Consider the following 11,835-nt stretch of genomic DNA (forward strand, 5'->3'; position numbering starts at 1 on the left):
ATTGCGGCAAACTGGACCAGTGTCCACCTACGTTCACGCGGGCTGGCGACAGCCCGGACGCCCCCTCGCGAGCTCGCTGGCCGCCGCGTTGCGCGAGGCCGTGCTCGACGGGCGGGTGCGGGTCGGGGACCGGCTGCCCTCGGAGCGGCACCTGGCCGCCGAGCTCGGGGTGAGCCGGGGAACGGTCGTCGCGGCCCTCTCCCGGCTGCGGGAGGAGGGCTGGCTCGTCACCGGGCACGGCAGCGGCAGCAGGGTCCGGCTGCCCCGCAACCTCGGTGAGCGCTACGCGCCCCTGTCGGTGGACGGCCGGGACGCGCTCCTGGACCTGCGGCGTGCCGTACCCGCCGCCCCGCGCGAGATCGTCACCGGCGCCGTCACCCGCGCGCTCGCCAGGTCGGCGGGGGTGCTGCTGGAGAGCGGCGAGCCCGGTGCCGGGCTGCCCGAGTTGCGCGAGCTGATCGCCAGGCGTCACACCGCCGAGGGAACGGCCACCCGGCCCGAGCAGATCCTGGTCACCTCCGGAGCCCGCGCGGCGCTGGCGATGCTCATCACCCACCTCGGCCCGCGCAGGACCGTCGTGGAGAACCCCGCCTTCTTCGACACCCTCGCCACGCTCAGGCGCTTCGGCGTCCGGACCGTCCCCGCGCGGGTCACCGCGAAGGGCTGGGACGGCGACCAGCTCGCCACCGCGTTCCGCGAGGCCGCGGGGGGAGCCGCCCTCCTGACCCCGGACTTCCAGAACCCGACCGGGGCGCTGATGGACCCCCGTGCCCGCCGGGAGGTCGCGGAACTGGCCGCCCGGCACGGGGTGACCGTGATCGTGGACGAGACCATGCGCGACCTGGACCTGCGCGACCGGCCCGTACCCGAGCCTAGGATCGGCCGGGCCGTCACGATCGGCTCCATGAGCAAGACCGTGTGGGGAGGGCTGCGCGTGGGGTGGATCCGGGGCCCGGCGGCGCTGGTCCGCGAGCTCCTCCTCGATCCCGTCAGCGGCCTGTACGCCCCTCCGCCCATGGAACAGCTCGTGGCCTGCGAGATCTTTCCCCTGATGGACGGGCTGCTGGCCCAGCGAAGGAGTGAGCTACGGCGCCAGCGAGATCATCTGGCGAGCCGTCTGGGGGAGAGCGACGCCTGGAGCTTCTCCCTGCCGCCGGGCGGCCTGGCGCTGTGGCTTCGCCTCGACGGCGTATCGGGTGAGACCCTGGTGAGCAGGGCGGCCACCTCGGGGCTCAGCCTGCTCCCCGGCTCGGCCTTCTCACCCGACGGCACCCTGACCGGCCGGCTCCGGGTGCCGTACACCGCCCCCGTCGAGACCCTCGACCGGGTCGTCGAGCACCTCGGGTCGGCTCTGCGGCCCTGAGAACCGCCGGTCTCCCGGCGGTCGTGGTCAGGTCGAGGAGAGGGACAGGTGGATCCGGTCTGCCTCGCACAGCGCCCAGCGCATCCGGTTCGCGTACGCCTCGGGGTGATCACCGGCCTCCTGGGCGACGAGGGCGGCGCAGTCGGAGAGGTCGGCGTGGCAGGAACGGATCCGGCCTTCGATGATCAGGCGCACCTGATCGGGGGAGGGGTCGTCCGAAGCCTGCAGCTCGGAGGCGAAGAGAACCTGCGCCAGGTCGGACACGTTCATCGGGGTCGTCATCACGCGATCCTTTCCCGGGAGGCGCGGAGGTCCTGCGGAACTTCGATCGCGTCCCCGTCGGTGGTTCGGCCCGTGTTCGCCTTCCATCGTCTCTCCGGGAACCGACATTTTCGCCCCTTACCCGCCCCCTGCCACCCCTGTTTTCCGGCGAATAACGAGATGTGGCGTGCGGTGACGGTCACTGCCGTTGTAATGGCCCCGGGGTTCGGAAACGAGACCGGCGGTCCGACGCGAGAGGAACATCGCGGGAAGAACGCGCCGGTGCCGTCTCCGGACACGGGGTTCCGGCGACTCGGTCTCCGGACACGGGGTTCCGACAACTCGATCCGGGCAGCGTGATCTTTACTGGTTTTCATCGCAACTGTGTTCACATCTGTCACGCGGGTGGGCGCCCGTTTCGCGAACAGGCCGCCGACATTCTGGAATGATCGCTGAATATCCTGTCGGAATCGACACTGACGGACAGTGACTGATGCCCCCCATCGATCAAATCACCACCTTCGCATCGGACCAGCCGGTTCTCACGGTCATCATCGGCGTGTTCGCCCTCGTCCTCCTGGGCGTGGCGTATTTCGTGCTCCGCGCCGTCCAGCGCCTGGCGGTCCGCTTCTACCATCGTCATGTCGCGCCCCGTCCGGCCGAGGACATCCTCACCATCGTCGCCGCCAGCATCGCGACGGGTGTCTCCGCCCAGGGCATGTGGCGTTTCTCCGGTGACGTGCTCGGCTTCGACGGCCCCCTGCGGCTGCTGCTCTTCGCCTTCATCGAGGTCGCCGTCATCACCAGCGCCGTCCGGGCGCGCCGCAACATGCGGGAGAACTTCTCCGCGGGCATCGACGGCGTCGCCGTGTGGGCGCTCACCGGCCTGACGGCCGTGCTGTCGAGCATGGACGCCCGCAGCGTCGCCGAGGCCGTCTTCCGGCTCGCCGCCCCCCTGGTCGCGGCGTGGCTGTGGGAGCGCGGCATGGCGATCGAACGCCACCGCATCACCGGGCGTTCCCGCATCAACTGGCGGATCACCCCCGAGCGCGCGCTGGTCCGCGTCGGGCTGGCGGAGGTCAGCGACCGTACGGCCAGCGAGGTGGACGCCCACCGCAGGCTGACCCGGGTCGCGCTGGCGGCCAAGCGCGCCCGCGCGCTCCGCGCCTCGGGGGCGTCCGAGAGGAAGATGCGCGTGGCCCTCACCAAGCTGGACCGTGCCATGGACCGGGCGGTGGAGCACAGCGGCCTCGCGGTCGACTCCGCGCGCCAGGAGGCCCTGCTCTCCCAGATCGGGGCCCTCTACAACACCTCCGCGCTGATCGACCTGACCCCGCCGGTGCCGTGGGCGCCGGAGCCCGAGGCGTCGGCGGGGCTGTCCGGGCGCCCCGCGGTGGCCGCGGGCCCCGCGGCGCTGCGGCCCCCGCTCGACGACGACGACGAGGAGTTCCACGTGCTGGACGCCCCGCCGCCGATCGTCGACACGGCGCGGCGCGCGGCCCAGATACGCGCTGCGCGGGAGTACTGGGACAAGCAGATCGAGCGGAAGTTCGTGCCCCGCGCGGACGACATCGCCCACGAGACCGGCGTCTCGCTGGCCACCGCCCGCGAGTGCCGGGCCCTGTGGAAGCTGGAGCCCAAGGCTTACGCGCTGCTGGAGGCCGCCTTCCGCGAGCACGGGATCGTGGACACCGGCACCTTCCCCGCCATCGAGACCGAGCACGTCCTGACCGTGAACGGGTCCTCACCCGGCCGCTGAGCTCGCGGTCTCGCGGTCTCGCGGTCTCACCGTCTCGCCGTCTCACGTCTCGCGGCGGGAAAGTGGACCGCTCCCGCCGCTCGCTCGCCCGGTCGAAGCGACCGGGCAGGTCGGCCAGGCCGGCCGGTCAGGCCGTGAACGGCCGATCCGGCCGGCCGGATCGGCCGGTCAGGTCGACTCGCGCACGACGAGGGTCGTGGGCAGTATCACCGGTTCCACGTTCTCCGCGCCGTCGATCAGGGCGAGCAGCAGGCGGACGGTCTCCTCGGCGACCCGTGCCAGGGGCTGCCGGACGGTGGTGAGCGGCGGGTGGGTGGTGAGCGCCACCGCCGAGTCGTCGAAGCCGCCCACCGCGACGTCCTCGGGCACCCGCCGCCCGGCGGCGCGCAGGGCGGAGAGCGCGCCCGCGGCCATCAGGTCGGAGGCGACGAACACCGCGTCGATGTCGGGGGCGCGTTCCAGCAGCCGGGCCATCGCGCTCTCCCCGCCCAGCTGGGTGTAGTCGCCGTGCTCGATGAGCCTCCTGCTCGCCTTCCTGCCGAGGACGTCGGCGAAGCCCTCCAGCCGCAGCGCGCCGCCGGGGGTGTCGAGCGGGCCGGTGATGGTGGCGATCCGTCTGCGGCCCAGCCCCACCAGGTAGCGCGTCATCTGCCGGGCGCCCTCGCGGTCGTCGGCCGCCGCGTAGGGGATCGCGTTCTCCCGCCCGATGACGGCCCCCTGGGCGACGGCGGCCACCGGGATGTCCACCAGCGCGTCCACCAGCCGCCCGTCACCGGCGTGGGTGGAGACCAGCAGGGCCCCGTCGGCGTGGCCGCCGCGCAGGTAGCGGATCACCCGGTCGCGGTCGCCGTCGTTCCCGGAGATCATCATCACCAGCGACACGTCCCGCTCGGCGAGCCTCCGGCTGGCGGTGCGCAGCAGCACGCTGAACGTCGGATCCTCGAACAGCTTCTCCTGCGGCTCCGACAGGACCATCACCACCGAGCCGGTCCGCTGGGTGACCAGGCTGCGGGCGGCCCGGTTGAGCACGTAGCCCGTCTCGGCGATGGCCCGCTTGACGGCGGCGTGCGCGGCGGGGCTGACGTACCGGTCGTCGTTGAGCACCCGGGACACCGTTCCCCGGGACACCCCCGCCACCGCCGCGACGTCGTGGATGGTCGGACGTTTGGCCATGCTCCCCATTGTCCCCTCGACCGGCCCCGCGTTGTCCGGCCGGTCAGCTTTTCACGCCCCCACCGGCCAGGTCGGTCCGCCAGTGGCGCTGCATCGTGAGGAACAGCGCGATCAGCGGAACGATCGACAGCAGCGTGCCGGTGATGATCAGGTTGTAGAGCGAGGGCTGGTTGGCCCCGGCGGCGAGCAGGGTGTAGAGCCCCACGGTGAGCGGGAACCTCTGGTCGTCGCCCAGCATGATGAAGGGCAGCAGGAAGTTGTTCCAGATCGCGACGAACTGGAACAGGAAGATGGTCACCATGCCCGGCACCATGAGGGGCAGGGCCACCCGGCGCAGCAGCAGCCAGTGCCCGGCGCCGTCGATGCGCCCGGCCTCCAGCAGGGCGTCGGGGACGGCGGCGGTGGCGTAGACGCGCGCGAGATAGATGCTGTACGGGTGCAGGATCTGCGGCAGCAGGACCGACCAGTAGGTGTCGGCCAGCCCGATCCGCGAGAACAGCAGGTACTGCGGGATGGCCAGCACGACGGCGGGCACCAGGATGCCGCCGATCAGCAGGTTGAAGATCAGGTTCCGCCCGGGGAAGCGGTACTTGGCCAGCGCGTAGCCGGAGACGGCCGAGACGGCCGTGGACAGCAGGGCGCCGCCGCCCGCGTACAGCAGCGTGTTCAGCATCCACAGCCAGAACACGCCGTCGCGGTAGGCGAACAGGTCCGACAGGTTGGACAGCAAACCGGTGCCGGGGGCGAAGGTCGAGGTGGAGAACAGCTCCGCGCTCGACTTGGTCGCGCCCACCAGCACCCAGCTGACCGGCAGCAGGCAGTAGAGCGCGCCCAGCAGCAGGAGCGCGGTCGGCGCGATCCCGGCCGGGCGACGCCCCCTGCGGGCCGCCCGGTGACGCTCCGGGGTGAGGGTCGTGGTGGCCATCAGCCCTCCCCGAAGGCGCGGTCGCGGACGACGCGCAGGAAACCGAACGACAGGACGAGGGAGACCGCCGCGATGACGATCGAGGTGGCGGCGGCCGAGTAGAGGTCGCCGGTGACGAAGGCGTCGCGGTAGACCTTCATGAGCGGGCTCCAGGTCGAGCTGATCGTGTTGGTCAGCGGCCGCAGGGTGGTCGGCTCGGTGAAGACCTGGATCGTGGCGATGATGGAGAACACCGTGGTCAGGATGATCGCGGGCAGCAGGATCGGGACCTTGATCCGCAGTGCTATCCGGAACTCGCTCGCCCCGTCGATCCTGGCGGCCTCGTAGAAGGTAACGGGGACGGCGCGCAGGGCGGTGTAGAGCACCAGCATGTTGAAGCCGACGCCGCCCCAGACCGCCACGTTCGCCATGGACGGCACCACCATGTCCGGGCCGAGCAGGTCGACGTCGAGCACCTGGCGGAACGGGCTGAGGCTCGGCAGATAGAGGAAGCCCCACAGCAGGGTGGCCGCCACGCCCGGCACCGCGTACGGCAGGAAGAGGGCGATCCTGGAGAAGCGCGCGAGCCGCACGTGCGCCGAGTCCAGCAGCAGCGCGAACAGCAGGGCGAGCCCGAGCATGACCGTCAGCACCAGCAGGCCGTAGCCCAGGACGCGCAGCCAGCCGGCCCACAGCTCTCCGTCGGCGAGCGTCGCCGCGTAGTTGTCGAGGCCGACGAAGACCTCGCGGCGGGAGTTCCTGCCCAGGCCCAGCCCGGAGACCTTCGTGCGCAGCAGGCTGAGGTAGGCCGTGTAGCCGATGGGGACGGCCATGAAGAGCGTGAACAGCGCCATGGCCGGTGCGAGGAAGAGGTAGGGGACGGCGCTCGCGGTGCGGGCGCCGCCACCGGGACGTCGCGTCAGTCGTGTCAGCCGTGTCATGGGGTGAGCTGGAATCCGGACTTCCGCATGTCGGCGACCGTCGCGTCCTGCATCTTCACGAGGGCCCCGGAGAATGTCGACCCGTCCTGCAGGGCCTTGTCGAAGGCGTCCTTGAAGGCGTTGTAGGTCACGTTGACGTTCGGCCCGAAGGTGAAGCCCCGGGCACCACCGGCGATCGTGGCGGCCCGCTGCCAGAAGTCGGGCTGGTTGGAGAAGTAGTCGGGGGCCTCGCCGAGCATGGTGCCGCCCTTGGTGGCGGCCGGGTAGACCGCCCCCTCCTTGACGAGCAGGCCGAGCGCCTCGGGGTCGGTGTTGAGCCAGGTCGCGAACTTCGCCGCGGCGGCCCGGTTGGGCGACTTGGCGGCGACCGCGGTGGAGGAGCCGCCCCAGAAGCCGCTGGCGTTCTCGCCGGCGCTCCACTGCGGCAGCGGGGCGACGGCCCACCTCCCCTTGCCCTTGGGGGCGTTGCTGGACAGCACCCCGGGCGCCCAGACCGCCGAGGGCCAGGTCAGCAGCCTGCCGTCGTTCAGGGCCTTGTTCCACTCGGGGGTGAAGTAGGGCTGGTCGTCGATGGCCCCCTCCTTGACGAGCCCGCCCCAGTAGTCGGCGACCTTCGTGGTGGGCGCGTCGTTGATCGCGACCTTCCACGACTCGCCGCTGATCGACCACCACTGGGCGCCCGCCTGCTGGGCGAGCCCGGTGAAGGAGCCGGGGTCCTTGCTGGAGAAGGTCCCCAGGAAGACCTTGGGATCCTTCTTCCGTACGGCGCGGGCGGCCTCGGCGTACTCGTCCCAGGTCTTGGGGACCTCGATGCCGTACTTCTCGAACAGGTCCTGGCGGTAGTAGAGCATCATCGGGCCGCTGTCCTGGGGGAGGGCGTAGACGGCGTCGGTGCCGAGCGTGACCAGCCCCCAGACGCCCTCGCCGAACTCGCCCTTCGCCTGCCCGGCCTCGGCCGTGAGGTCGGCCACCGCGTCGGCGGCGACGAAGGAGGGCAGCATCTGGTACTCGGCCTGGACCAGGTCGGGAGGGTTGCCGGCCTTGGCGGCGGTCAGGAACTTGGTGGCCGCGTCGTCGCCGCCGGCCTGCTTGCTGACCGTGACCTGGATGTCGGGGTTGGCCTTGTTCCAGACCGCCGTGATCTTGTCCATGTTGGGGACCCAGGTCCAGTAGGTGAGCTTGACCGGCCCCGCGGGGGCCGAGCTCCGCGCGTCCGGGGCGGCCGGCTCCTGGGGAGTGCCGGAGCACCCGGCCAGGGCGGTGGCGAGGAGCGCGGCCGCCACCGCTACGAGCCGGTTTGTCTGCATGTGTTCCTCCGGGTGGGGGGTTCCGTGTGGGGATTTCATGTCAGGGGGCGGCTGCTGCCGCGAGGTCACCGGCGAAGGTCGCTGAGAAGACCGCGTGACGGTCACCGGCGAAGCTCCCGGCCGGGTCGCCGGGGATACCGGGAAGGACACCGGGAACATCTGTGAACGCTCACAGACTGAAATCCATCGGCGGTTGCTGTCAATGACTGTTACGTTCTTGTTAAACCGCGAACGCGCCGAGTATTTCGCGGGTGGCCTTCCGCGGCATCCGGCCGTACATTACTGTGCACGTTCACAGAAATTGTCCGAGGGGGAGCCGTTGCCCGGATATCCCGCCCTGCCAGGGGGCATCGCGTACGGCGGGGACTACAACCCCGAGCAGTGGCCGGAGGAGGTCTGGCGCGAGGACGTGCGGCTGATGCGCGAGGCCGGGGTGAACCTGGTCAGCCTCGGCATCTTCAACTGGGGCCTGCTGGAGCCCGCCGAGGGCGTCCACGACTTCGGCAGGCTGGACAGGATCGTCGACCTGCTCGACTCGGCGGGCATCATGATCGACCTCGCGACGCCGACCTCGTCCCCGCCCACCTGGTTCAGGACGGCCCACCCCGGCGCCCGCCTGGTCGACCGCGAGGGCCGCGTCATCGCCGGCGGCTCCCGGCACAGCTTCTGCCCCAGCTCCCCCGCGTACGCCGCCGCCTCCGAGCGGATCGCCGAGCGGATCGCCGCCCGCTACGCCGGGCACCCGGCGGTCGCCATGTGGCACGTCCACAACGAGTACGGCTGGGCCAACGCGCGCTGCTACTGCGAGACCTCGGCCGAGGCGTTCCGCGCCTGGCTGCGCGAGCGGCACGGGGACGTGGCGGCGCTCAACGCGGCCTGGGGGACCACGTTCTGGGGGCTGGCCTACGGCTCGTTCGAGGAGGTGGAGCCGCCCAGGATCGCGCCGGCCGGCCAGCTGACGGCCCTGCAACTCGACTACGCGCGCTTCTCCGTCGACGCGCACATCGCCAACTTCCGCCGCGAGCGCGACGCCATCCGCCGCTTCTGCGACCTGCCGGTCACCACCAACTTCATGATCCCCAACTGCGAGCCGATGGACTACTGGCGGTGGGCGGGCGAGGTGGACGTCGTCTCCAACGACCACTACCTCGACGCCGGGCGGGCCGACAACCACATCGAGCTCGCCATGGCGGCCGACCTCACCCGCTCGGTGGCCGGGGGGCGGCCGTGGATGCTCATGGAGCACTCGACCGGCGCCGTCAACTGGCAGCCGCGCAACCTCGCCAAGCGGCCGGGGGAGATGCGGCGCAACAGCCTCGCCCACGTCGCCCGCGGGTCCGACTCGGTGCTGTTCTTCCAGTGGCGCGCCTCCCGCCACGGCGCGGAGAAGTTCCACTCGGCGATGCTGCCGCACGCCGGGACCGACTCCGGCCTGTGGCGCGACGTGGTCGCCCTCGGCGCCGACCTGCGCGGGCTGGCCGGGGTGCGCGGCTCCCGCGTCGAGGCCGAGGTCGCGCTCGTGTGGGACTGGGAGTCGTACTGGGCGCTGGAGCTGGAGTGGCGCCCCTCGGTCGACCTGCGCTTCCGCGAGCGCGTGGAGGCCTACTACGAGGCGCTCTGGCGCGAGCACGTCACCGTCGACTTCGCGCACCCCTCCGCCGACCTCTCGGCGTACCGGATGGTCGTCGTCCCCAGCTCCTACCTGCTCACCGAGGCCGCGGGCAAGAACCTGCGCCGCTACGTCGAGGCGGGCGGGCACCTGGTCGTCTCCTGCTTCTCCGGGATCGTCGACGAGAACGACACCATCCACCCCGGGGCCCACCCCGGCGCGCTGCGCGACGTGCTCGGCCTGTCGGTGGAGGAGTTCCACCCGCTGCCGGAGGGCGGCACGGTGCCCGTCGGCGACGGTGACGGTGTCGGTAATGGTGACGGTGACGGCCTCACCGGCCGGATCTGGTCCGAGCGGGTCCGCCTCGCCGGGGCGCGCGCCGTCCACGCCTTCACCGGCGGGCCGGACGCGGGCCACCCCGCGGTGACCCGCCACGAGCTGGGAGCGGGCACGGCCTGGTACGTCGCCACCGCCCTCGACCCGGCTCCCGACGGAACGGACAACGGTCGGGATCTGCGCGGGCTCCTCCGCCCGGTCCTCGACCTGGCGGGCGTGCCCCGCCCGCGTGACCTGCCCGACACCCTGGAGCTCGTACGCCGGGGCCGGCACCTCTTCCTCCTCAACCACGGCGACGAGCCGGTCACCGTCCGGGGGGTGAGCGGGACCGGGGTGTTCGACGGCGCCGCGCACGCCGGGTCGGCGACCGTGCCCGCGGGCGGCGTCACGGTCGTCGAGCTCGCCGGGGACACATGATCGTCCCCGGGGCCGCGCCGGCCACCTGACCGCGGCGCGCACCTGGGGTCTTCGGGGATCGTCCACATCACTCCTGACCAAGTGAGGACCCATGAAGAAGATCCTGGTGGCACTGCTGGCATGTGCCGCCGCCGTCCTGGTGCCGTTACCGGCCCGGGCCGCCCCCACGGTCGCCAACGGCGGCTTCGAGAGCGGGGGCGGCGTCGCCGCGCCGCCCTCGTGGAGCACCTCGGGCTCCGCCGCCGCCGACTTCACCGAGGCCGGCGGCCACGCGGGCTCCTACCGCCTGTCGCACTGGTCCAGTGCCGCGTACACCGTCGAGACCCACCAGACGCTGACCGGACTGGCCCCGGGCACCTACACGCTCCGCGCCTGGGTCAGGTCCGGGGCCGTGAGCCAGAGCTGGATCGCGCTGAGGAACTGCGGCTCCGCCGAGAGGCGGACCCACGTGCCGGTCAGCTCGTCCGAGTGGCTCCAGATCGCCGTCACCCAGACCGTGACGGGCGGCCGGTGCACGATCGTCCTCGGCTCCGCCGCCGCGGCGGGCGGCTGGGCCAACTTCGACGACGTCACCTTCGCGGCGGGGTCGGCGACGCTCGCGGTCAGGGGCGCCGACACCTCCAGCCTGCCCAAGTCGGAGGCGTACGGAGGCAGGTACCACGACGCCTCGGGCACGCGGGGCGACCCCCTCGCGATCCTGGCGGCGGCCGGGGCCAACTACGTCCGGTTGAAGGTGTGGGTGAACCCGGCCGACGGCTACAACGACAAGGCACGGGTGCTGGCCATGGCACAGCGGGTCAAGGCCCGGGGGATGCGCCTGCTGGTCGACTTCCACTACTCCGACACCTGGGCCGACCCCGGCAAGCAGTACAAGCCCGCGGCGTGGACCGGACACACGTTCGCCCAGCTCAGGACGGCCGTCTACGATCACACCTACGACGTGCTGAACGCGCTGAAGGCACAGGGCACCACCGCCGACATGGTCCAGGTCGGGAACGAGATCAACGACGGCATGCTCTGGGAGGAGGGCCGCAGCTCCAGCTTCGGCAACCTCGCCCAGCTCCTCAACTCGGGCTACAGCGCGGTCAAGGCCGTCTCGTCCTCGACCAAGGTCGTGCTGCACCTGGCCGAGGGCGGCGACAACGCGCTCTTTCGCTGGTGGTTCGACAGCGCCGCGGCCAACGGCGTGAACTACGACGTGATCGGTGTCTCCTACTACCCCTACTGGCACGGCACGCTCGGCGCCTTCCAGGCCAACGTCAACGACATCGCCTCCCGCTACGGCAGGCCCGTCCTGCTCGCCGAGACCGCCTACCCCTTCACCACCGGCAACGACGACGGCCTCACCAACATCATCACCGCGGCCACCCCGTACCCCGGATACCCGGCCTCGCCGGCGGGCCAGTCGGCGATGCTGCGCGACGTGATGAGCATCGTGCAGGCCGTGCCCGGCGGGCGCGGGCTCGGCGCCGTCTACTGGGAGCCCACCTGGACCGCGGTGACCGGCAACGGCTGGGACCCGGCCGACCCGTCCTCGGGCAACGGCTGGGAGAACCAGGCGCTGTTCGACTTCGCCGACAGGGCGCTGCCCGCACTCGCCCAGTTCGCCCCCCGGTGATCCCCGCGACGGCGCGGCGGGAAGCTTCGGGAGGGCGATGCCCTCCTCGTCCAGGTTGGCGAATCGCCGGTGATTCCTGCGGCCGTGTGGTGGGGTGCTCAATGAGGGCGATGCCCTCCTCGCCCGGGTCGGTGAATCGCCGGTGAT

General features: G+C 71.7%; 9 protein-coding genes. 4 read left to right on the forward strand and 5 right to left on the reverse strand.

Annotation, left to right across the window (positions count from 1 at the left end; translation table 11 throughout):
- Window positions 1–19 precede the first annotated feature (19 nt).
- Entirely contained in the window at window positions 20–1,363 is a 1,344-nt protein-coding gene (locus ACFYWM_RS37400; protein ID WP_389924152.1) for a PLP-dependent aminotransferase family protein, read from the forward strand.
- A 27-nt stretch (window positions 1,364–1,390) separates the two neighbouring features.
- Here the strand turns inward: ACFYWM_RS37400 and ACFYWM_RS37405 are convergent, their stop codons facing one another.
- On the reverse strand, window positions 1,391–1,645 hold the full coding sequence (locus ACFYWM_RS37405; RefSeq protein WP_389924154.1) for a hypothetical protein: 255 nt from the start codon (window positions 1,643–1,645) through the stop codon (window positions 1,391–1,393).
- Between the two features lie 472 nt (window positions 1,646–2,117).
- Here ACFYWM_RS37405 and ACFYWM_RS37410 point away from each other — a divergent pair, with 472 nt between their 5' ends.
- On the forward strand, window positions 2,118–3,383 hold the full coding sequence (locus ACFYWM_RS37410) for a hypothetical protein (protein ID WP_389924157.1): 1,266 nt from the start codon (window positions 2,118–2,120) through the stop codon (window positions 3,381–3,383).
- 168 nt (window positions 3,384–3,551) lie between these two features.
- On the opposite strand, the gene ACFYWM_RS37415 is transcribed toward ACFYWM_RS37410, so the two are convergent.
- The 4 genes from ACFYWM_RS37415 to ACFYWM_RS37430 are packed head-to-tail and all read right to left on the reverse strand — an operon-like array spanning window position 3,552 to window position 7,708.
- Entirely contained in the window at window positions 3,552–4,556 is a 1,005-nt protein-coding gene (locus ACFYWM_RS37415) for a LacI family DNA-binding transcriptional regulator (protein ID WP_389924160.1), read from the reverse strand.
- Window positions 4,557–4,599: 43 nt separating this feature from the next.
- Window positions 4,600–5,481 carry a carbohydrate ABC transporter permease gene (locus ACFYWM_RS37420; protein ID WP_389924163.1) on the reverse strand — a complete coding sequence of 294 codons (882 nt, stop codon included), beginning with the start codon at window positions 5,479–5,481 and terminating at the stop codon, window positions 4,600–4,602.
- Window positions 5,481–6,401 (reverse strand): carbohydrate ABC transporter permease, encoded by a 921-nt coding sequence (locus ACFYWM_RS37425; protein WP_389924165.1) that lies wholly within the window; start codon window positions 6,399–6,401, stop codon window positions 5,481–5,483. Before ACFYWM_RS37425 ends, ACFYWM_RS37420 begins: the two co-directional genes overlap by 1 nt.
- Entirely contained in the window at window positions 6,398–7,708 is a 1,311-nt protein-coding gene (locus tag ACFYWM_RS37430) for an ABC transporter substrate-binding protein (protein ID WP_389924168.1), read from the reverse strand. Before ACFYWM_RS37430 ends, ACFYWM_RS37425 begins: the two co-directional genes overlap by 4 nt.
- 319 nt (window positions 7,709–8,027) lie before the next feature.
- Here ACFYWM_RS37430 and ACFYWM_RS37435 point away from each other — a divergent pair, with 319 nt between their 5' ends.
- Window positions 8,028–10,070, forward strand: coding sequence for a beta-galactosidase (locus tag ACFYWM_RS37435; protein ID WP_389924171.1), 2,043 nt, complete (start codon window positions 8,028–8,030; stop codon window positions 10,068–10,070).
- A 91-nt stretch (window positions 10,071–10,161) separates the two neighbouring features.
- Window positions 10,162–11,688, forward strand: a complete 1,527-nt coding sequence (locus ACFYWM_RS37440; RefSeq protein ID WP_389924174.1) for a glycosyl hydrolase 53 family protein — start codon at window positions 10,162–10,164, stop codon at window positions 11,686–11,688.
- Window positions 11,689–11,835 lie beyond the last annotated feature (147 nt).

This window comes from Streptosporangium sp. NPDC002721, assembly GCF_042888905.1.
GTDB lineage: Bacteria > Actinomycetota > Actinomycetes > Streptosporangiales > Streptosporangiaceae > Streptosporangium.

Excerpts from the sequence above, each read along its gene's own strand:
- ACFYWM_RS37405 (WP_389924154.1), bottom strand. The coding sequence starts at position 1,645 with ATGACGACCCCGATGAACGTGTCCGACCTGGCGCAGGTTCTCTTCGCC.
- ACFYWM_RS37410 (WP_389924157.1), top strand. The coding sequence starts at position 2,118 with ATGCCCCCCATCGATCAAATCACCACCTTCGCATCGGACCAGCCGGTT.
- ACFYWM_RS37415 (WP_389924160.1), bottom strand. The coding sequence starts at position 4,556 with ATGGCCAAACGTCCGACCATCCACGACGTCGCGGCGGTGGCGGGGGTG.
- ACFYWM_RS37420 (WP_389924163.1), bottom strand. The coding sequence starts at position 5,481 with ATGGCCACCACGACCCTCACCCCGGAGCGTCACCGGGCGGCCCGCAGG.
- ACFYWM_RS37425 (WP_389924165.1), bottom strand. The coding sequence starts at position 6,401 with ATGACACGGCTGACACGACTGACGCGACGTCCCGGTGGCGGCGCCCGC.
- ACFYWM_RS37430 (WP_389924168.1), bottom strand. The coding sequence starts at position 7,708 with ATGCAGACAAACCGGCTCGTAGCGGTGGCGGCCGCGCTCCTCGCCACC.
- ACFYWM_RS37440 (WP_389924174.1), top strand. The coding sequence starts at position 10,162 with ATGAAGAAGATCCTGGTGGCACTGCTGGCATGTGCCGCCGCCGTCCTG.